The following is a 21,554-nucleotide window of genomic DNA, read 5'->3' on the forward strand; positions in this document are numbered from 1 at the left end:
TATACTGTATACAGTTGTTGATAACTTGAAGATGCAGAGGAGCGATTGCTATGAGAATCGAACACGATTTTCTCGGTGAACTGGAAGTCCCTGATGATGTCTACTATGGCGTACAGACCATGCGTGCCGTCGAGAATTTCTACATCACAGGACAGAAGCTTGATCCGGACTTCATCGTCGCACTCGCACAGGTGAAGAAGGCTGCGGCACTTGCGAACATGGACACAGGGCGCCTCTCACATGACATTGGCGACGTCCTCGTGCAGGCGGCCGACGAGATCATCGCGGGCGGACTCATCGATCAGTTCCCCGTTGACCCCATTCAGGGCGGTGCGGGCACATCCATCAACATGAACATGAACGAGGTGCTGTGCAACCGTGCGCTCGAACTGCGCGGCGAGGCAAAGGGACGCTACGACATCATCTCTCCGAACAATCACGCGAACATGGCACAGTCAACGAACGATGCTTTCCCGACGGGCATCAAGGTCTGCCTCTCATCAAAGGGAAGTGTATTCCTTGCCTCACTGGATCGCCTCGCCACGGAGCTGGAGAAAAAGGCGACGGCATTCCGCGCAATCCTCAAGATGGGACGCACGCACTTGCAGGATGCCGTCCCCATCACACTTGGTCAGGAGATGGGCGCATACGCCTCTGCCGTGCGCCGCTCCATGCGCCGCGTAAGCCTCGTGCAGCGTAATATCCATACCATCAACATGGGCGGTACCGCCGTCGGCACGGGGCTCAACGCCGAGCCAGCCTACATCAAGGCGGTCGCGAAACGCCTCTCAGAGATCACGGGCGAGCAGTACCGCACGTCGCAGAACATCATCGACGCGACAAACAACACAGACGCATTTGCCGACTTCTCCTCCGCACTCAAGAACGCGGCGCTCGTTCTCATCAAGCTCGCAAACGATTTCCGCCTTATGGCATCGGGACCGCGCTGCGGGCTGAACGAGCTGCATCTGCCCATGCGCCAGCCGGGTTCATCCATTATGCCGGGCAAAGTCAACCCCGTCATTGCAGAGGTGCTCGATCAGGCGTGCTATCAGGTGATTGCGGGCGATCTCGCCGTCACACTCGGCGTGGAGAACGGACAGTTCGAGCTGAACGTCATGGAGCCGGTCATGGCATTCAATATGTTCAACTCGCTGAACTACCTCACGCGCGCCGTCGACACCTTTGTCGACAAACTCCTCGTCGATCTGAAGCCGAACGTCGAGCAGTGCCAGAAATGGCTCGACAACAGCGTCGGCATCGTGACGGCACTCCTGCCGCACATCGGCTACGAGAAATCCGCCGAACTCGCGCGCGAGGCATACACGACTGGCAAGCCCATCCGCGAGATCATCCTGGAGCAGGGCATCCTCACGAAGAAAGAACTGAACCACATCCTCTCACCGCGCCAGATGACGCGTCCGGGGATTGCCGAATGATACGGAACTGACCTTGCCTCTGCGGCAATGCTGAAGGCTGCGGGAAACGGCGTCCAAGGGCACTATGATAAAAGTTATAGACAAAAGAAAATGCAGTACTCCTAAGCAAACCCTAGTGGAGCAAGCGGCGTAGAGTGTGCGACCCGCCCCCCTGCGGATTTTAATCGTTCAAGCGCAGCGCGTTTGGAATCCGCAGGTATTTAGGCGGATGAGCACACGTCCGCTTGCGTAACGAGGGTTCTGCGTGGAGTACGCAAGCGAATCCGTAACCGTTGCCATAGACCCCATCCAAGTTACCTGTTGCTAACGCTCCTGCCAACGTGCTATAATCAACCGAATGGGATGAAAGCGGGTGATATTTTGGCGGCAAACGAAGGCTATCGCAGCGGCGGCACACCTCAGACGGGCGTTCCTGCGCGGCGGACGGAGACTGCCCCCGGTGCCGTACGGCGCATGGGGGACATCTCCATGAGTGTGCGGCAGGATGCCATCACGCCCGAATATTTCATCACCCACTTCTACGAGTATCTGCCGCGCTACATCGCGGGCGGCGCACCCACGGCGGACACCCGCGACACCTACGAACTCGCCATCCGTCTCTTTCTCCACTGGTGCATGGAGCAGGGACTCCACCCGCTGAATGACGTGCACGACTATCAGATCCGCATCTACATGGAGGATATGCGTACAAAGGGCTACAGCGCGGCGACCCTCATGATCAAGGGCGCGGCGATTCGCGCCTTTTACAAGGTCGCACAGCGCCTTTCCTTCATCGCCGAGAACCCCTGTGCCGACCTGCAGCTGCGCAACCCGCAGCATCTCGACGAGGACTATAAATACCTCACCGTCGACCAGATCAAGGAGATCTGCGAGAGTCTCGCTGCGGACAAGAACGCCCTGCGGCGTCTGCGCAACCTCCTCATCGTCTACCTCATGGGCGTCGAGGGGCTGCGCGTCGTCGAGGTCATGCGCCTCTCGGACGAGGACATCGACTGGCAGCGCGGACGCATCGAAATCCGCGGCAAGGGACACGCGGGCATCATCTACCCCTGTGAGGAGACCTTTCAGCTCCTCAAGGCATACATCGAGGTGCGCGGTGCCGTCCCACCGGAGAATCGCCTCACGCCCACCATCATCTCCTGCTCACCCAACAACATGAAAGGACGGATCACGCGCGTCGGCATCCGCTACGTCATCAACAAAGCGCTGACGAATGCGGGACTGAAACAGCCCGGCTACGCGTGCCACCTCTTCCGCCACAGCTGTGGCACAAACCTCTATCAGGAGACAAAGGACCTGCGCGTCGTGCAGGAAACCTTGCGCCAGCGCAGCCCAAAAGTCACCGCGAAATACGCCCACGTCCACGAACGCATGGAGAACCGCGTCACACGAGGAATTACACCGGGGGTGAGTGTGGAAACGGTGCGGAGCAGCGGACAGGATACAACAACGTAGGACAATTCACATACAATGCCGCTGAAGAGCACATAGGAGGATATTGTTGAATTTACAGAACAAAAAGGTCTGGATTACGACAGGCGGCGGCATTGGCGATACCATCATGTTCACGCCTGCTCTGCGCCGCCTCAAAGAAATCTATCCTTCCTGCCATCTGACATTCATGACGCGATGGCCGAACCATGCAGTTCTGCGCGGTCTCCCCTATCTGGATGAGGTCACCTATATTCGCAGAGGCACACTTCTCGGTCGTTGGCGCGTACTTCCATCATTTCTGCGCGGACAGGATGCCGTCGTTTTCACCGACTGGCAGCCACAGCTTTTACTATTCGCAAAACTTGCAGGACTTCCGCTGCGCGCAGGATATCCACGCAAAAACCACACTCTTTCAAAGTATCTTACCAAAGCAATTCGTCCTCATGTCTTTCAATCAACAGACTACGCCGCAGAAACTAATGCAAAGGTATTTTCGGATGCTCTTGGCATCACATTGGACGGCGATATGACGCGGCCGGACATTGGCTCTCCCACAGAGGAAGAGCATCATTACGCATCACAGTTGCTTGAACAAATCGGATTAAAAAAGGACGAACCCTTTTTCCTTCTTTCTCCGTTTGCAAGCCTTGCGCAGCGCAACTGGCCATTGAACGAGGCACGGGATTTTGTAAAGCGTGCCGAAAAAATATTCGGCTGTCCCATCGTTGTCATCGGTTCGTCCGAGAACGAAAAAGAAGCAAAAGAACTTTCCCGCTTTAATCTCATTGGTCAAACCACGGTAGGCGAACTTATTGATATTATCTCTCGTGCTGTGCTCCTTGTAACACCGGACAGCGGTCCCATGCACATTGCAGGAGCGCTCGGCACACCCGTTGTGCCTCTGTTCAGCAAGGATCTCCCAAGCCGCTGGGCACCGAAATATCACTGTCACCCTATATATCTGGATATGGACTGCTCTCCATGCGACGATGATATGGCACGAAATTGTCCGTTTAGCGTAAAATGTATGAGCGGCATTCGGACAGATATGGTACTCGATGCAGCTGAGAGGCTGCTGCAAGTGGAAACTGCCAGCCTCCTTAAATCTCGCATATAAGACAATGAGTCCCCCTAGATAGAAAATTTGGCGCTTCTATCTAGGGGGACTTTCTATCTCTCTGCTCTATAGGAAGCACTGATAAATTCAGCCACGCCATATTGACGCATCTTTTTTGCCCGCACTGTGCCCACGATCCTCCACATGGCTTTGGCTATGCGTTCGGTTTGCCTCCTTGTTCGGACGAAAAAATCTACGTCAATCTGACGGACTTCATTTTGTCAGCGATTCCTATACTATCCTGCATTGCTCGGAGCACCTGCTCCTCTGTTACCTGCAAAATACAGTGCGGTACTGTATGCAGACAGCCCTGCTCGCACCCCGGAAGTACGTTCTCCGGCTGCAGCATCGCGAGATCGGACTGCCACGGATAAAGTCGCACAGGATAGTTTTGCTCCATATTCTGAATATCTGCACCGACCTTATAGATGACAACGCCGCGCAATCCACAGGCAGCGGCAAAATGCGCTGGTCCCGTATCACCGCCCAGATAGAAATCTGCCCTCTTCATCAATGCCAATGTCTGACGAATCGTCGTTCTTCCAATAAAGTTGTAGGCCGAAACTTCCCTGCAAAATGTTTTCGCATACTTCTCTGCGCTCTTCCCTGCACCTACGAGCAGAAGCGACAGCGGATACCGTACCGACAGCGTACGGCAGACGGATACATACCGCTCAACAGGCCAGTCCTTGCTTGGATGCGACGTACTTAGATTGACAATTACGCGCCGCGTATCCAGTGGAAGCTTAGCTGCCGCCAGCAGATCATCGACACAGCGCTCATCTTCCTCCGTAAGCCAAACAGGCATACCCGTATCCGCTACGCTTCCACCTGCTGCAGATACGAGCATCAGATTGCGCTCCACCTCATGTGCTTCTCCGTGCGCCTCTAATATCTTTGTGAAAAGAGCATCATACGCTCCCATATATTGCCGGTGGTTTGTTTTGTTCGTTCGCTCTGTATAAGAAAAGCGACGTGAAGCTCCGGAAAAAAATGCAAGCCATGCGTCGACCATCGAAGGCATACAGGTCGTGGGAACAATGGCACCACCTATGTCTGTCTGCCACAGGTATTCTCTTGCAAAGTCCCACGTACGCCTCAAATTCACGCGGCAATAAGATTTTTGAGCACGATCATCATAGACGAGAAGACGATCAATGCAGGGAGATGCCGCTAAAAGATTTTTATTCGATGGAGCGCATACGGCAGTGATTTCTGTCGCAGGAAACGAACGCTTTAACTCTCGGAGGAGCGGCAGCACTGTCATCGTATCGCCCAACGGATACCGTATAAGAACCAAAAAGCCCTTGCCGCTTCCATGTGGAATCGCTTTTTTCCTCTTCCAGCAAACGACTTTCGTAAGAATGTATTCCAAATATCTATGCATGGATTTTCCCTTATGAGGGCAGTCGACGGCTGCCAACGATTTCATAGTTTTGCAATAAATACCCGCAAAACTGTCGGGGATTTAAGCAGTAGACAGCACTTCATTCGATCACGATATTTTCCTTTCCCCCGAACAAACCTTACGAGCACCTCATAATTCCGTGCAATATATTCATCTGCTTCTCTTACAAAGCCATGACGCAAAGCACTGAGAGCAAAACGATAGCTACGATATGCCTGTGAAGAAAGGAGCGCCTCTACCGCTTGCGGACGATGTTCACGAACAAATGGCAAAACGAGATCAAATATACCTGCCTGCCATTCCCAATCGGAGGGACGCCAAAGTCCCTCATCCGTCGCGCTTCCCCCTCGTCGTATATAGGTGCTCAGGATTTGAGTTACTGCTGTGGAACGAGTCACAGAAAGAAGCTTTAAAAAGAATGCCGTATCTTCAGAGTTTGGCACGTCAAAAGGGAACGACAATTCGTATTCTTGAATCAGTGTACGTCTTATCAGCATTGCACTGATATGAAATGTCAAGCGAAGTTCCGTTCCTCCATGAAGATAATCTTCCACAAAACCTTCAACAGCCGACACCGGACCAACGAGAGCAGTTTTCCCATCCGGAAACCGCTCCTCTGTGCGCCCATAGACAAAATCCGCGTCTTTTTCCTCTGCACGCAGAAGAAGTCGCTCAATGGCATACGCATACCACAGATCGTCTCCATCCAAAAAAGAGATGTATTCTCCTCGCGCTGCCGCAAGACCTGTATTACGAGCTGCAGAAACGCCGCCATTTTCCTGACAGATAAGGCGAATACGCGGATCCTGTGTGGCGATCTCCACAACAATGGAAGCGGTATCATCCGCAGAACCGTCGTCTACAACGATCAGTTCCCAGTTCGAAACAGTCTGTGCCTGTACAGATACAATCGCCTGTTCAATCGTCTGCGCGACATTGTATGCAGGCATAATAACAGATACACGAGGGGACTTGCATCCTTCATACATTCTGTTTTCCATGTTGTATTTCCTCCACAGGACATCCGGTCATCGATCCTGTAAGATTGCCTGTATCCGCTCCGCAATCTGTGCATCGACTTCATCGAGAAACGCAAAGCGACGCCGATAGACGGCACGCTTGCGCGTCGGTACTTCCTCCATCGTCTTGCGCGGCAGTGTGAGAGGAAGTTCATAAAACCTCTTATCTTCGGTCTGCCAGCCGCCCGCCTCCTCCCAGAACCTGCCAAAATCCGTCTTAAGCTTGCGGTCACGGCGAATGTGGTTATTCGCGTAATACCCTGCATTCGATACGGCAAGGATACGCTGCACGCCGAGCGCACGCGCAACCGCCTGCGTCATGTAGAGGATAAGATTCTTTGTGCGGAAGCGATGTGCACGCTTTGTCATCTCACGGACAAAGTCCTGTGCGTCCTCGGTGTTCGGTCCCTGCATTGCACCAATGACCAGCGTTGGCTGTCCATCCCGCTGCTCAATCCAAAAGACGATCTGGTAAAGGGTCACATGATTGACCTCCATCATGACAGAGAGCAACCCTTCTTTGCGCTGACCGGGTGCGAATTTCAGATAAGCACACCAATCCATATCCGCATCTGCAGAGCGCCAAATCTCGTGTATGCCATCGTACCCAAGGCTGACAAAATCCTCGGGGTTCAGCCTGTCTTCGAGATAGGCGTAGTGTTCCCGTATGAGCTTCATGCGCGTGCTCACGGTAGACCCTGCATAAAAAAAGGATCGTGTCGCCTGCTCCAGAGGAAATGGATTGCGCGCATAAAGCTCTTTGCGCGCCTCCGTCTTCTGAAAGAAATCGTAGAGTTCGCGCAGCTGTTTCCGGTGCAGCAGACCGCGCACCATAAAGACGACGGCGCGGTGACGCTCGCGCGGATTTTCCCAGCGATAGGCACGACGCGCGACGGCACGGATCTCAGCAATCATGAAAAATCTCCCGTATGGCGGTTTGTCTTGTCAAGATAATACAGTTTTACATACTTTGCCATCGTATAGAAATAGTGGAACACCGCAAGAATAAATCCGATACGTCCATCGAGGAAGCCGCGTTTCAAGAAGTACATGCGAAAACTTGCCCACACAGGATGCAGAATCATATCGGCAAGATTCGCACGCCGCCCCGCATTGTAGGATTTCTGAGCTGCGAGGGTTGTATAGGTATTCAGCTTGCCTAGATAGTGTGTCCAGTCACGATAGGGATAGTGAACAAGATACTCTTCCCGCGGGAGTTTGACCTCCTGATAGGAGTGACATATCTTGGGATGAACAAGTCCCGTGACGCTCGTCCCCGCACGCGGCAACAGACGGACGACATAATCAGGAAACCAACCGCCATGGTGCAGCGGCTGCTCAAAATAGTAGCTCAGACGCGCGTTCGCGTACGCATATCGCCGATCATCCGCTGCAACAATCGACTTGATGTGCTCTGCAAGCCTCGGTGACACACGCTCATCCGCATCCAGAAAATAAATCCAATCGTGCGTCGCCTCTTGAATTGCAAAGGTCTGCTGCGCCCCCCAGTCGCCGGCGAGCGCACGCTGCACAACACGCGCCCCGAGGGAACGTGCAAGCTCCGCTGTCCGATCCGTGCTAAAATCGTCGATGACAATGATCTCATCAGTAAAGGAAACGCTGCGAATACAGTCCTCTATGTTCTGCTCCTCGTTCTTTGCGAGGATCAGTACCGATAGATTCAGAGCCATAATGCCGTCCTTTCCAGCCATCAGCTTCATTTCCCCGCGTTTCCGTCGATGATCTCCATAATGCGCACAGCAAAACGCGCGGGTGCATATTCATCGGCGGCACGTTGAAGCGCTTCATGCCAATGCAGTGCACGGCTGTCATATTCGTTAATAAAGGTCTCAAGTGCCCCCCCAAGCGCCGCCAAATCTCCGCTTGGAAACGTCATGCCGATCGAAAAACGTTCAAACACCTCAGGGTTCATGTCATCACTTGTAAGGACAGGTTTCTTAAAACCGATTGCCGTGAAGAGCATCGCCCCCCAATGATAACGGTAGCGTGGCGCAGAGTAAGGCAGGAGGAGTGCATCCACCTCAGAAATGGCACGCTGCCAGTCCGCACCAATCAGTCCGCGATGCAGAAATGTAATCCCCCGCCCCGCATAAGCGGCAATGATGCGCTCGAACTCTGCTGCATCCTCCGCATGCATCGTTGACCCCTGCACAAGCAGACGAACGGGACGTGTATAGTTCCCTGCAAGATAGACCTGCAGCAGATCCTCAAGGCGTTTCTCCCTACGGAACTGGCCGAAAAAACCGATCGTAATGGGTTCATCCGCTTTCACGGGGGGAGGCGGCACGACCTCGATATCGCGCGGAATAAAGGTCGGCGGCGGCATCAGGCGAATATTCGACCGCTGTTCACCAAAAATATTGTTGCCAAACGTAAGTACGACAGGATGGATATTCGTATGTTCGGAGAGACCGTCTGTAGCGCTGAGAAATTTCGGTGCCTCGCTCGGATTGATTCCATGCTGAATAAAGAGAACCGGCACAGGTGAACGCCGCAGGACACTCTGACGCAGCGCACGCAGATAGCGGTAGGTTGACGTGGGAATAATGAGTGCATCAAACGCCCCAGTCAAAGCCTCCTGATAGAGTGCGCGATACCAGCCGAAGCGCCGCCGCTCACGCTGCACAGAGAGAAACAGCTTGCGAATGCCACGCGCATTCGTATAGAGTACAGGAGCGCCTGGAAGATACCGCACAGGCACATGATAATCCATGCCGAACTGAAATTTCTCCGGCACATAAAAGATCACTTCATGTCCGAGCGTCTTCAGTTCATCCACAAGAATGCGGTCAAAGTCCACCTCATGTCCGCCGGGGGTCATGATATTTTCAAAGATGGCAATCTTCATGTATCTGTCTCCGTCCGTTCAGGCGCTCTCGCCTCCTGCGGCTCCCCTCACACAATCTGCCAGACTCCCGCCCTCATAGCGCACGCCCCTTACCCCTGCATTCTCTGCGGCCGCGACATCGCTCTCAGCGTCACCAAAGAGGAAAGAGGCGGCGGGGTCGATGTTATGCTCTGCGATTGCCTTTAGGAGCATGCCGGGTGCCGGCTTGCGGCAGTCACAGGATTTCGTATAGACGGGAATTTTCCCTTCTATATGGTGGGGGCAGTAGTAGAATGCATCGATGCGTGCACCGTGCTTTGCAAGTTCCCCATTCATCCAGTCATGCAGACGATGCACCGCCGCCTCGTCGTAGTAGCCGCGCGCGATGCCGCTCTGATTTGTGACGACGATGACGAGATATCCGTGCGCATTTGCCCAGCGGATTGCCTCGACCGCGCCCTCGGTCCACACAAAGTCCGCAGGGTCGTGGAGGTAATGCACATCGACGTTGAGTGTGCCGTCACGGTCAAAGAAGATCGCCTTATTCCGCATACGAAAAATACCCGCCTGCATGGAGGAAGTCGCAGTACTCCTTGACCGCCTCCTCCATCGGCGTGAAGCCGCCGTCATAGCCCGCCGCAAGAAGTGCGCTCGTGTCCGCCTGGGTATAGTTCTGGTACTTGCCGCGCAAAACCTCTGGAAAATCGCGGTAGACGATCCTGCCCTTGCCGAGCGCTGCAATGACGGCGTGCGCTGCCTCATTGTAGCTGTGCGCGACACCGGTACCGCAGTTGTAGATGCCGCTCACACCGCCATGCGTGAAAAAGTGCAGATTGACGCGCACAACATCGCCGACATAGACAAAGTCACGGCGCTGCTCGCCGTCCTCCAGACCGTCTGTCCCACGGAAAAGACGTGCTTCCCCCGTCTCCATGATCTGATGATAGAGCTGATAGAAGATCGATGCCATCTTCCCCTTGTGATGCTCCTGCGGCCCGTAGACGTTGAAGTAGCGGAGTCCGACGATGGGACTGCGCGCCTCGGGGATCACCTGCCGCACATAGCGGTCGAACGCGAGCTTCGAGAACGCATACGGATTGAGCGCGTCCTCCGAGTGGTCGCCCTCGGTGAAGCCGTGCCTCCCACCGCCGTAGGTGGAGGCAGAGGAGGCGTAAAAGAACGGAATACGCGCCCCCATCGCGAAGTGCAGAAGCGCCTTCGAGTAGGAGTAGTTCACCTTCATCATGTAGTTGACATCGTACTCCATCGTATCCGAGCACGCACCCTCGTGAAAGATCGCGTCGATGTCCGTACCGTCGAAGTCATTTTCCTCGATCAGATGGAGAAAGTCGTCCTTCTGCTGGTAGTCGATGAAATGGAGCCCGCGCAGGTTCTTGTAGTTCTCGCCGTCCCCCAAGTCATCGACGATGAGGATATCCTTATGTCCGCGCTGATTGAGCGCATGAACGAGATTGCTGCCAATAAAGCCGGCACCGCCCGTAACGATAATCATAGATGTTCTCCTTCCTGCCGGTCGAGCACCTGCAAGAGTTCCTCGCGGTTGACCGCATAGGTTCCAAGCTTCGAGACGACGACACTCGCCGCGAGGTTCGCCAGATACGCCCCATCTGCCGGCTTCAGGCCGCCCGCAAGCGCAAGGCCGAATACGGCGATGACGGTATCGCCCGCACCCGAGACATCAAAGACCTCCTGCGCCTTCGTCGGGATATGGACGACCTCCTCGCCGTGAATCAGAGAAAGACCTTTGGACGAACGCGTGAGGACGACGTTGCGCAGACTGAACTTGCGCATCGCGTAGCGTGCCGCCTTTTCAATCGCAAAATCCTCGTTTGCAATCGGTTCGAGCAGAATCTCATTGATCTCCTTGATGTTCGGGGTGAGGTAGTCTGCATCCTTGTACTTCGCCCATTGTGCCCCCTTTGGGTCAACGATGACGGGTACGCCATGATCGTGCGCCGCGCGGATGATGTGCTGACACGCGAACTCCGTACACGCGCCCTTGCCATAGTCCGAGATGATAACGCAGTCCATGCTCTCGTTGAGCTTTTGGTCAATGTAGGAAAGATACTGCTGTGCATAGTCGCCGTCAATCGGGCTGGCATCCTCAAAGTCAAGGCGGAGCATCTGCTGATGCCCTCCGATGATGCGGATTTTTGTCGTGGTCGGGCGATCGGTACGGATCAGTCCTGCATGATCGATGCCGCGCGCAGCAAATTTCTCAAGCAGACTCTTGCAGTGCGCATCGTCGCCGACATAGCCTGCGATGCTGACATTCGTTCCGAGAAGCGCGAGGTTGTGCGCCACGTTCGCCGCACCGCCAAGGGTCTCGCGCGTCCCCGTGACGTGCGTGATCGGCACAGGCGCCTCGGGGGAGATACGCGTGACCTCACCCGAGTAATACTTATCGAGCATGACATCACCGACGACGAGGATGTTGCTGCGCACACTCTTCTCCGCGACCGTTGCGCGGATCTTTGCCATATCCATGAGAACTCTCCTATCATTGAAATTATTGAACCATGTCAGTCAAATCCGTGCGCCTTGATGCCATCCGGCAGGACAGGGCGGACGAATCGCTCCGCCGCGCCCTTTGGCGTAAGAACAAACGCTCCATCCACCTGCTCCACAACGCGTGTCTCAAAATCCTTCGGGCGTGCAATCTCGTATGCCGGTCTCTCCGCGTTCTCCGTGAGCATCTGATCCGCGTATTTCAAAAGCAGTGCCGGCGGCATCCGCTTCATACACTTCATGTTCTCCTCACCCGCAAGCGGGCATTCGTGGAGGCGGCAGGGGTGGCACGGGACAGGGGCACGGACGGAGATACTCTTTGCGTCGTAGGGATAAAACCCCGGAATGGGCGACGCGCCAAACATGCAGAGGACGGGCACATTCATCGCCACGCCGACGTGCATGGGACCAGAGTCCGTCGTGATAAATAGGATACAGCGGCGAAGCAGTCCCGCGAGGACACCAAGGCTGACCTGCCCCGTAAAGATGTGTAGGCGCGGGTGATCCTTCTCCCGCATCTGTGCGCGGCACGCCGTGACCATCTCCACGTCCATTGGGCCGCCCATGACAGCGAGATGATAGCCGCGTTGGAGATATGTATCCGCAACCTCTGCAAAATAGCTGTCCTCCCAACGCTTCGTCCGCCAGCTTGCGCCGATGTTGAGTGCAATCACCTTGTCCCCCGGGGCGAAATGCTCCGCCCAGAGACGCTGTGCCTCCGCCTCGGCGGTGGGCGGCAGCCACATCTCAAGTCCCGCATCGACAACCTCGCCGATGACCCCCGCCGCACGCAGCGCCGCGTAGTGCGAGTGTACCTCGTGCATGATGGGGTGCTGATCGGGGCTGACATGATCGAAGAGCAGTGAGAAGCCGGGCTTGGCATAGCCGATGATTTTCTTCCCGCCGCTGAGCGATGCAAGCGCAGAGGAGCGCTCGTTGCGGTGCAGGTTGACGACGAGATCGTATTTCTTGCTGCGCAGCCGCCACGCAAAGCGCAGGGTACCGAGGAACCCCCGATCCTTCCCCTTCTTATCGATCAGCAGACATTCGTCGATGTGCCTGTTTTCCTGCACGATGTCCGCGAGAATCCGATCTGTGAGGAGGGTAATATGCGCCTTCGGATAGTTGTGCCGCAGCGTGTGCAGGATAGGCGTAACCAGCATAAGATCTCCGAGGTGCATGAGGTTGATGACGAGAATGTTTTGATACAAAGTCACTGTCCCTCCAACGAATCCCCATGCTCGATCAGCTGCCACGACAGCGTCCGCAGGATAGCCATACGCGTTCGCAGCAGTTCATAAGCGTCTGCATCATCCCCCGCAGCCGCCCCCGGCAGGAGTTCCGTACGTGTCCCACCGACCTCTCCCATAACATTCCGCGTCAGGAAGTAGTCACGGTTGAACGCTGCGCCCATATTGTCCTCCGTCAGCGGCGGGGCTATGGATACGTAGGAAAATCCTGCGGGTGCGATGAGTTCGATCAGGGTTGGCACAATATTCGTATGTCCTCCCACCACATCGGGCGGCAGGATCGCAGACGTAACGCCCTGCCCATAGAGGACAAAGGGGACACTCTGATACTCATACATCGTCGGTGTACGCGACGGATTCATGCGCACGGCATGATCCCCCGTAAGGACGAAGAGGCTGTCGGGGTACTTCGCCATCGTCTCATGTACGAAGTTCGTCACAATCTTATCCATGTATGCGTAGTGCCCCAACTCAAGCGCAAGCTGATCCGGATCGTCCACATTCGGCAGCTTCGCTGTCTCCGCACGTGCGTTTTCGAGATCGAATCCCTCCCCAGCAACGTCGATGTCGTAGGGCGGATGATTCGACACCGTCATGATGAGATGCACCGTCGGCGGCTCCTCTGCGAGGTGTGCCGCGAGTGCGGCAAAGAGCTGCGCGTCCGACGTGCCCCACGCATTCACCTTTTCCGCATGAAAATCCGGGTAGCCATAGAAATGGTCGAAGCCCTGCGCACGCGAAAAACGATCCATGCCCTCCCACGAGGGTACGCCCCCATACCAGAAGTCCACTGCATAGCCGAGCTGCTTGAACTGCGGTGCCATTGCCGTCGGATAGACCTCCTTGAGGCTGCGCGGCACATAGTTGACGTGCTGATTGACCTCGGACAGCCCCGTCACGAGTCCGGTAATCGCTATGGACGTAAAGTCCCCGTTCGGCATGAAGCGACGTGAGTAATACGCATTCGGCTCCGCCGTCAGTGCCTTGATCCCGTCCGCTGCGTGAAGGGCTGCATACTTTTCAAGCATCGGCCACTGCGCATAGGTCTCGCCGAGCACGATAAAAATGTGGCGCGGCTTCGGAATGCGTGCCCCCTGCGCCGTACGTGTGAGATACGGCGTGAGCGTATCCGTCGCGAGATCGGCGTGTCCCGCCGCCGCGCGTGCAAGCTCACGCACATGAGTCTTGTCCACACCCGCGATGTCACCGCCTTTGATCCGTTTCTGCATGGAGTATACGCGGTAGAGCGCCTGCCCATCATCGAGAATGCACTCGTTGAGGAACGCATCCCCCGTTCTCCCAGCATTCTCCCAGTTGATGCCGCCCCCGTATGTAAAGCTCCCGCCGAAGCGCACAAAGAGAAAGAACGCTGCAAAGATGAGAACAAGTCCCGACGAGAAAAGAGCGCGCTGCCCCCATGTGTGCAGCGTGGGGAGCGGGTGGGTTCCACGCGTACAGAGGAGATACCGCAGTGCATAGAAAGACAGCACGGTCAGGATAAGCGCGACGCCAAAGCGCCAGATGAATCCATACTCCTGCACCATCATCAAGAAGATGGCAGTGGTATCATCGTTCAGCCCCGCCGTCACCTGCAGGTGAAAGCCCGTCTGATACTGGCGATAGAACGGAAACCGCGCCTGAAAGAGTACGGCAAAGACAAACGCTGCGAGCGTTCCCCAGCCAAGACGAAGACGATGCAGCGCAGACGCAAAACGCGGCGCAATGAGGAGCGGCAGCGTAGCCAGGACAAATCCCGTCAGGGTGACGATGCCCGCTGTCTTGAGTGAGAGCCTGAGCCCCGTGACGAGCGCAAGCACGATATCCGCCGCGCCCGTCGAGGGTATCATATAGCTCGACATATACAGCATGAAGTACGCACGATAGACACAGAGCGTCAGCAAAATAAACGCAAACAGTTTGATATCGCGCTGTGCGGCATCATAGAACGCCTCCAAGCGTCCGCATGAGCGCCCGCCATATCGTTCGATACGCATTCTTCCGGTATACTCCTTCCCCACTGTATAGCAGCGGAGTCCTGTTTCTCTTTATCGGTCAAGCACCGCACTGATCTTCGCCGCGACCTCATCCACCATAATCGCCGCAAGGCAGTCCAGCCCCTTCGGGCAGGCGCGCTTCCAGCAGCCACGGCAGGGACGGTCGGCCTCGATGGCATTTTCAAGCTGTCCGTAGGGACCGTTGCGGTTTGCATCGGTCGGTCCCATCAGCATGACGGTCGGACGGCGCAGCCCTGCCGCGAGGTGGACGGGTCCCGTGTCGCCGCCGAGGACGAGTGCAGCACGTGTGAATATATGTGCGAGCTGCTTGAGATTCGTCCGCCCGACGAGATTGACGGGTGGGATCTCAGACGCGCGCATGATGTCCTGTGCGATGGTCTCATCCAAAGCGCCCCCGCCCACAAGCACAGGAACGTAGTGTGCGCGGTAGAGCCGATCACTGAGTGCCGCAAACTGCTCCGCCGGCCAGCGCTTGTTCGGCCAATTCGCACCGATGGCAAAGGCGACAAACCGCCGCCCCTCCTGCACGCCCTCACGCATGAGCAGCGTATCTGCCGCCGCTGCGTCCCGCTCGGAAACAGCAACGGGGAAGCGCACCTCGCGCACCACGCAGCCGAGCGCACGCGCGACATCCAGATAGCGCTCAACGATGTGCCCCTCGGCGTGCGCTCCGCGTACGGGTCGGCTCACAAGATGCGCGCCCTCGCGCATATTCGCCGTACCGATGCGCAGCTTTGCCCCCGCATTGAAGGCAATCGCCGCCGACTTAAAGAGCCCCTGCAGATCGAGCGAGGCGTCATAGCGCCGCGTGCGCAGGCGGCGGCGAAAGGGACCGATCTCGCGCAGAAATCCGCCAAAGCTGCGGAACTTCGCCTTCTCAAAGAGGATGATCTCGTCGATGTACGGATTATCCACAAGGATTGCGTGTGCCGCCTGCTCAACCACCCACGTCAGATGCGCCTCTGGGAACTGCTCCTTGATGGCATACGAAACGGGCAGGGCATGAATCACGTCGCCGATCGCGCTCAGCTTGATGACGATGATATTCTTCATGCCCTGCCCCCCTTTGTTGGTCACAAGTTTTCGTTATGCGCTGAATATAGGTGCCATTAAGATGGTGCGATACCCGGAGCGAACCCTAGTGGAGCAAACGGAGATAAGCGCACGTTCTGCCCCCTGCGGATTTCTTTCGTTCAAGCGAAGCGCGTTTGAAATCCGCAGGTATTTAGGCAGATAAGTGTGCGACCGTTTGCGTAACTAAGCGTTCGCGATGGGTATGCACCGCAGGAACATGACACAACACACCCTAATTCCGCCCTGCCCGCTCAATAATCCCCGTCGTCGACTTGCCCTCTACCAGCGGGATAAACGCCACCTCGCCGCCGTAGCTCTCGACAATGCGTGCCTCGGGAAGCGTCTCACGTGTATAGTCGCCGCCCTTCGCGTAGACCTCAGGACGCACCCTCGCAATCAGTTCCTCCGCCGTATCCTCACCGAAGATCACGACATAGTCCACGGACGCGAGTGCCCCCACGACCTCCGCACGATCCGCCTCACTGTTCACGGGGCGCATTTCGCCCTTCAGCCGCCGTACGGAGGCGTCGCTGTTCAGTCCGAGGATAAGCACGTCGCCAAGCGCCCGCGCCGCTGCGAGATAGCGCACATGTCCCGCGTGGAGGATATCAAAGCAGCCGTTCGTAAAGACGACGCGCGCCCCCGCCGCACACAGCGTCGCGGCGAAATCCTCAATTCTCTCATTTGGAATCAGCATATCCGTCTCCTCCTGCCGCAAGAACCGCCGCACGCAGCTCCTCCTGCGCCACCGTCGCCGTCCCGCGCTTTCGGACGGCGATACCGGACGCGATATTGCTGAGACGCGCCGCCGTCCGCGCATCGACGCCCGCCGCAAGTCCGAGGATCATCACGGCAACACAGGTGTCACCCGCACCCGATACGTCAAAGATCTCGCTGTGGTCGCTCACGGGAATATGCGTCGCCGAACCGTCTGCAAGGAAAAGCGTCATGCCGTCCGCACCGCGCGTGATGAGTACGCCATCCGCCGAAAGACGCGCACGCAGTTCATGCCCGGCCGCATAGAGTTCTTCCTCCGCATGAAATTCGCGCCCCAGTGCCGCCGCAAGCTCTGCATCGTTCTGCTTGACATAGCCAATGCCCTCATAGGCGAGAATATCATAGCGTGAGTCCACGATGCTCGGGATCCCAGCGCTCCGTGTTTCCTCAATAACCAGTTGGCGCACGCGCGCCGTCACCGTCCCCGACCCGTAGTCCGAAAGAACAACGCCGCGCACCTGCGGCAGCAGTGTGCGGATACGCGCGAGCAACGTCTCCTCCTCCGCCGCAGTCAGCGGCGCATGCCACTCGTGATCCACACGCACAATCTGTTGACTGACCGTCGCCCGCCCGCCCGCAATGATGCGTGTCTTCGTGATCGTCGGGCGCTTCTCGGCGCGGACAAACTCCGTACGCACCCCATTTTTGCCAAGCACAGCGCACAGCGCATCCCCACTGCGCTCCGTGCCGCAGACGCCCACGGCGTATGCGGTGCCGCCGAGCGTCGCTGCATTGTTCGCGACATTTGCCGCACCACCTGCAACGACGCGCTCCTCCCGCTGCCGGAGGACGAGCACGGGCGCTTCGCGTGAGATGCGCGCGATGTCACCATCGAGATACACATCTGCGACCATATCCCCGATCACAAGGACGGGCGTGCCCGCCATCTGTGCAAGCGCGTTTACCATGGCGTGAACTCCCACTTGATCTTCCACGAATCCTGCTCCGAACGGTAGCGCAGAATGATCTGCGAACAGTGCAGATCGTGGAACCAGTAGTAGTCCACGTCCGTCCACTTATGCGGATCCATCGCATACTTCGTCCCCACCCCGATGCGGTTGCGCTCATCGAGACGGTAGCTCATCCCCATCAGCAGCACCTTCGCGTAGTCCTCCTGATCGAACGCAAAGAGTGCATTTTGCTTGGTGCTCTTCGTATAAACACCGCCAATGTATGCGGCAAAGCGATCATTGAACTTCTTCGTCAGATAGGCACTCGCATTGAACCCCTGCACGCGTGAATGGTTGTAACTCTCGCGCGTAATCGAGTAGCCTGCAGCAAGATCCAATCCAAACCCATGGAACGGGATCGTATCGTGCGCTGCCGTTATGCCGTACTGCCAGTGATTGCTGTGGATCCCGCCGCCATACCAGCGCCCATACTCGGAGTAAAGGCGATAGGTGACCGGCGTCTGTCCGAGCCTCTTTGCGTAGCTGAGAGTGAGCGACGGCTCCTTCTTGATCCATTCGTCGTCCCCATCATCAAATACGCCATACGTCAAAAGGGCACCCTCCCCTTTATTGTTCCAGTCGAGATCATAGTGACTGCGCCAGCCCTTGTTCGACGTCACATAGAGATTCGCACGCGCCGCGACGCGCGGAGCAAGATCGTAGTCAAAGGTCTGCTCCAGCCAAAGCCCGTCATCGCTGTCATACCCCGCGCTTGGGAAATTGCGCTGCATGGGATTCGACGCGTCCACCTCGTAATGCTTCTTTGTAAAAATCACCTTGTTCTTGAGCCAGAACTTCACATTCGTCAGCACCATGCGGTTTCCGGGGTACAGCTCCGCGACATCCGCACTCAGATGGTAGTCGGGCTTTTCGGCGGGGCATTTCGTCTGCGTACCGTTGTAGACAACGATCTTGTCCGGATAGAACTCGAACCGCTTGCCCGTCATATAGTAGCCGCCGACCTTGCCGCTTGCCTCCGCCATCGTGCCCTCGCGCGTCTTGTAGTTATAACGGACACGGCAGCCGTCGAGCGTCACGCGCGACTGCCCCTCCGTGAGCTGAAGGACATGCGCACGGTCGGGAACAGAAACCTCGCCCGAGACCGTATTCCCCTCCACATAGTCGCCCTGAAAGCGCCGCGCCGCAAGCTGCACAATGTCCACATGCCCCTTTGCCGTGAACTCACCCGTGCGCTCGTCATAGGTCAGATCATCGCCCTCAAACGCGATTGGTGACGGGGCATCAGCCGTCACGGGGTGCCGCAGATACTGCTCCATCGCCGCCACATCCGCAAGCAGCTTCTTCTGCTCTGCTGTGAGCCGGTTCGCACGCTCCTCCCGCCGCTGGTTCTCGATAAAATCCAGATGCTGAAAGCCCGTATCCGTGTCTCCGCGATAGGCGGCATGAACCTCCAGCGGGAATACGGTACAGGCGGCAGTCAACGCGAGTAGGATGCGGGTTTTGATCGGCTCGGTCATCGGCGCGTTCTCCTGTCTTTGTAAAGTAGTTTGACGTTCTTATACTACATCATAAATGGAATTTTCGCAACTGAAAAGAACACAGCCCCAACGTCCGCCTGCAATCTCATACAAGATAAATTTGACGCAAAAAAATTTTTCTACTATAATGAATCCGAATCGAAAGGAGGCAATCAGCGTCATGCAGCGTTTCACGGTAGGCGGTTTCCTGCTTGCTGTACTTGTTTTTCTCACGAGTTTCAGTCTGTGCGAAGCAGCGGAGGATATGCGCTTCGTCGATGCGGAGGACGACACGGGCTACTATGTCGATGCCGCGAGCATTGTCCGCGTTTCCGATACGGAGCGCGATGCCGTCGTCGCCGTTGTCAAGGCGGACGAAAATCGCCGTTATCTGTACCGCACACGCCTCAACCGACAGGCGGGGACGTATCAGTTCGTCTCAACGCGCGTCGAGGTCTATGACACAAAAGAAGTTCTGCGCACGTCGCAGGGCATGGATGTACCGCAAAAATACACGCCGGCTTCGCCCCTTCGAAGCATTGCAGACTTTATCGAGGAGCTGCTGAACGAAAAGAAGCAGCCGTCCAAGTAGAGGAGGATCGCCATGCGAAAAAAAATCTGTGCGCTCGTACTGACCTTTGTACTTGCGCTCACATCCTTCGGCACGGCACTTGCGGCAGAACCGCCCAACGCCGTCCAGTCGAAACTTGCACTCATCGAGCAGGACACCTACGGACAGGAACAGACCGGTGCGCTCATTGACCGCATCAACCGACTTGAGCGCGACTACGACGGCAGCCACCGCACGGGCAGCCTGATGGCACGCATCGACGCCATCTACGACGAGGTCTATACGAACAGCACGACCCCGTCCGTCCTCATGAACCTCAACGCGATCGAGTGGAACATCAACCACGAGACAAGCCTGCGCCCCGTACAGGAGCGCGTCAGTGAGATGGAGGTCGCGCTCCTTGGAAAAACCGCCGAGGGCACCTTCAAAAAGCGCATCTCCGCGCTCTCGACGGCATCCTTCGGCACGAAGGACATCCCTGTCACGCCGGTCTCCGTTCCCGCGAACACCCTCGTCAAGATCGCACTCGTGACCCCCGTCAACGCCAAGAACCTCAAGGTCGGCGACACAATCGAATATCAGGTTGCGGAGGATGTCTTTGTCGGCGATGTCCTCGTCTTTACAAAAGGGTCGCGCGGCGAGGGCACGGTTACAAAGGTGAAGCAGGCAAAGAACTTCGGCCGCAATGCTGCCGTCGATATCGACTTCAAGAGCACGAAGGCGCTCGATGGCACCTACGTCACCACCTTCATCGGCGAAGAGGCGAAGAAGGAGATGCAGCACCTCGCCATGGCAGCGGGTGCATCGCTTGCGGGCATTGCCGTCCTCGGTCCCCTCGGCGTCGTCGCGGGCGCATTCGTCCACGGCAAGAACATCGACCTCCCTGCCGGCACCGAGCTATACATCCAGACACAGGGCGAGGCGACCGTCTACGGTGTAAATACCACCTACGACAGTGCCGCTCCGTTCCAGAGCACGGCGGCAGCCACCTCACACGATGGGATCTACGACAACAGCGTCTATAACGATAAAGTGTAAAGGAATCGCTGATAGAAAAAAGCTCACGCGCGGCGTGAGCTTTTTTCATGCACAGAATCAGCGGACGAAGAAGCCCGCGAGCCTCATATTCTCATCGTAAGTCATGCGGTAGATAACGGCGGTCGCCTTGTAGCCCACGGCAATCTCGCAGATGACATACCACTTGTCACCCTCCTTGCCCACCGTCATATACGGCTTGCCGACACCGCCGCGCGCGCCCCACTTCGGTGCGAACTGCGCCTTTGCACCCGTGACCTGCTCCGCCGTCAGATGCGGGCGAAGTTCCATTGTCGCCTCCGCCTTAAGTCCCGCAGCATCGTCCTGTTCAAAGCGCGTGATTGTCGCCATCATGTGCTCCTGCACGACTGCCGCGTCAAACGGTGTCTGTACCTGCTCGGCCTGTGCTGCGGCAGGTGCATCGGGTGCCGCAGCCCCCGCCGGTGCAGCAGCGGGTGCGCCCGCAGCATAGACTGTGGGCGCAGCAGTAAGTGCACCGCCCGCAATGAGTGCGGCGGCAAGGAAACGGGAAAGCATACGGAATTTCATAAACATCCTCCTCGCAAAAACATATCAACGGGAAATAAGATCCCCTTCATAGACCAACAAT

Annotated in this window: 20 protein-coding genes; 5 read left to right on the plus strand and 15 right to left on the minus strand. The window is 56.6% G+C overall.

Annotated features, from left to right (window positions below; genetic code table 11):
- Nucleotides 1-50 precede the first annotated feature (50 nt).
- From C8273_RS09890 to C8273_RS09900, 3 genes are all read left to right on the plus strand, one after another.
- A complete protein-coding gene (locus C8273_RS09890; protein ID WP_106627542.1) occupies nt 51-1,439 on the plus strand; it encodes an aspartate ammonia-lyase in 1,389 nt (462 codons plus the stop codon).
- A 342-nt stretch (nt 1,440-1,781) separates the two neighbouring features.
- Nucleotides 1,782-2,894 (plus strand): tyrosine-type recombinase/integrase, encoded by a 1,113-nt coding sequence (locus C8273_RS09895; RefSeq protein WP_106627543.1) that lies wholly within the window; start codon nt 1,782-1,784, stop codon nt 2,892-2,894.
- A 46-nt stretch (nt 2,895-2,940) separates the two neighbouring features.
- Nucleotides 2,941-3,990 (plus strand): glycosyltransferase family 9 protein, encoded by a 1,050-nt coding sequence (locus C8273_RS09900; RefSeq protein ID WP_106627544.1) that lies wholly within the window; start codon nt 2,941-2,943, stop codon nt 3,988-3,990.
- Between the two features lie 193 nt (nt 3,991-4,183).
- On the opposite strand, the gene C8273_RS09910 is transcribed toward C8273_RS09900, so the two are convergent.
- The 14 genes from C8273_RS09910 to C8273_RS09975 form a co-directional block, all read right to left on the minus strand.
- A complete protein-coding gene (locus C8273_RS09910; RefSeq protein ID WP_106627545.1) occupies nt 4,184-5,422 on the minus strand; it encodes a glycosyltransferase family 9 protein in 1,239 nt (412 codons plus the stop codon).
- On the minus strand, nt 5,419-6,399 hold the full coding sequence (locus C8273_RS09915; protein ID WP_106627546.1) for a glycosyltransferase family 2 protein: 981 nt from the start codon (nt 6,397-6,399) through the stop codon (nt 5,419-5,421). The genes C8273_RS09910 and C8273_RS09915 overlap by 4 nt, the downstream gene beginning before the upstream one ends.
- Nucleotides 6,400-6,426: 27 nt before the next feature.
- Nucleotides 6,427-7,332, minus strand: a complete 906-nt coding sequence (locus tag C8273_RS09920; protein ID WP_106627547.1) for a VirK/YbjX family protein — start codon at nt 7,330-7,332, stop codon at nt 6,427-6,429.
- Nucleotides 7,329-8,129 (minus strand): glycosyltransferase family 2 protein, encoded by an 801-nt coding sequence (locus tag C8273_RS09925; RefSeq protein ID WP_407695415.1) that lies wholly within the window; start codon nt 8,127-8,129, stop codon nt 7,329-7,331. The genes C8273_RS09920 and C8273_RS09925 overlap by 4 nt, the downstream gene beginning before the upstream one ends.
- Before the next feature lie 5 nt (nt 8,130-8,134).
- Nucleotides 8,135-9,286 (minus strand): glycosyltransferase family protein, encoded by a 1,152-nt coding sequence (locus C8273_RS09930; protein WP_106627548.1) that lies wholly within the window; start codon nt 9,284-9,286, stop codon nt 8,135-8,137.
- 18 nt (nt 9,287-9,304) lie between these two features.
- On the minus strand, nt 9,305-9,817 hold the full coding sequence (locus tag C8273_RS09935) for a D-glycero-alpha-D-manno-heptose-1,7-bisphosphate 7-phosphatase (protein WP_106627679.1): 513 nt from the start codon (nt 9,815-9,817) through the stop codon (nt 9,305-9,307).
- Nucleotides 9,807-10,778, minus strand: a complete 972-nt coding sequence (gene rfaD, locus C8273_RS09940; RefSeq protein WP_106627549.1) for an ADP-glyceromanno-heptose 6-epimerase — start codon at nt 10,776-10,778, stop codon at nt 9,807-9,809. The genes C8273_RS09935 and rfaD overlap by 11 nt, the downstream gene beginning before the upstream one ends.
- On the minus strand, nt 10,775-11,773 hold the full coding sequence (gene rfaE1, locus C8273_RS09945) for a D-glycero-beta-D-manno-heptose-7-phosphate kinase (protein WP_106627550.1): 999 nt from the start codon (nt 11,771-11,773) through the stop codon (nt 10,775-10,777). Before rfaE1 ends, rfaD begins: the two co-directional genes overlap by 4 nt.
- 35 nt (nt 11,774-11,808) lie before the next feature.
- Entirely contained in the window at nt 11,809-13,005 is a 1,197-nt protein-coding gene (locus C8273_RS09950) for a glycosyltransferase family 9 protein (protein WP_199821075.1), read from the minus strand.
- A gap of 2 nt (nt 13,006-13,007) precedes the next feature.
- Nucleotides 13,008-15,038, minus strand: coding sequence for an LTA synthase family protein (locus C8273_RS09955; protein WP_106627552.1), 2,031 nt, complete (start codon nt 15,036-15,038; stop codon nt 13,008-13,010).
- Nucleotides 15,039-15,089: 51 nt separating this feature from the next.
- Nucleotides 15,090-16,112 (minus strand): glycosyltransferase family 9 protein, encoded by a 1,023-nt coding sequence (locus C8273_RS09960; protein ID WP_106627553.1) that lies wholly within the window; start codon nt 16,110-16,112, stop codon nt 15,090-15,092.
- 253 nt (nt 16,113-16,365) lie between these two features.
- The gene (rfaE2, locus tag C8273_RS09965; protein ID WP_106627554.1) at nt 16,366-16,830 is read right to left on the minus strand and encodes a D-glycero-beta-D-manno-heptose 1-phosphate adenylyltransferase; all 465 of its coding nucleotides are present in this window, start codon (nt 16,828-16,830) and stop codon (nt 16,366-16,368) included.
- Nucleotides 16,814-17,818: a bifunctional heptose 7-phosphate kinase/heptose 1-phosphate adenyltransferase gene (locus tag C8273_RS09970; protein ID WP_106627555.1), complete on the minus strand. Its 1,005-nt coding sequence runs from the start codon at nt 17,816-17,818 to the stop codon at nt 16,814-16,816. Before C8273_RS09970 ends, rfaE2 begins: the two co-directional genes overlap by 17 nt.
- Nucleotides 17,812-19,338, minus strand: coding sequence for an LPS-assembly protein LptD (locus tag C8273_RS09975; RefSeq protein WP_106627556.1), 1,527 nt, complete (start codon nt 19,336-19,338; stop codon nt 17,812-17,814). The genes C8273_RS09970 and C8273_RS09975 overlap by 7 nt, the downstream gene beginning before the upstream one ends.
- Nucleotides 19,339-19,519: 181 nt before the next feature.
- Here C8273_RS09975 and C8273_RS09980 point away from each other — a divergent pair, with 181 nt between their 5' ends.
- Together C8273_RS09980 and C8273_RS09985 are read left to right on the plus strand one after the other, a co-directional pair.
- Nucleotides 19,520-19,930, plus strand: coding sequence for a hypothetical protein (locus C8273_RS09980; RefSeq protein WP_106627557.1), 411 nt, complete (start codon nt 19,520-19,522; stop codon nt 19,928-19,930).
- A 12-nt stretch (nt 19,931-19,942) separates the two neighbouring features.
- The gene (locus C8273_RS09985; RefSeq protein ID WP_106627558.1) at nt 19,943-20,947 is read left to right on the plus strand and encodes a hypothetical protein; all 1,005 of its coding nucleotides are present in this window, start codon (nt 19,943-19,945) and stop codon (nt 20,945-20,947) included.
- A 57-nt stretch (nt 20,948-21,004) separates the two neighbouring features.
- Here C8273_RS09985 and C8273_RS09990 read toward each other — a convergent pair whose 3' ends face one another.
- Nucleotides 21,005-21,493 (minus strand): DUF3887 domain-containing protein, encoded by a 489-nt coding sequence (locus tag C8273_RS09990; protein WP_106627559.1) that lies wholly within the window; start codon nt 21,491-21,493, stop codon nt 21,005-21,007.
- Nucleotides 21,494-21,554: the final 61 nt, after the last annotated feature.

Origin of the sequence: Candidatus Centipeda massiliensis, from assembly GCF_900290285.1 — a bacterium.
In the GTDB taxonomy this organism is placed as follows: domain Bacteria; phylum Bacillota; class Negativicutes; order Selenomonadales; family Selenomonadaceae; genus Centipeda; species Centipeda massiliensis.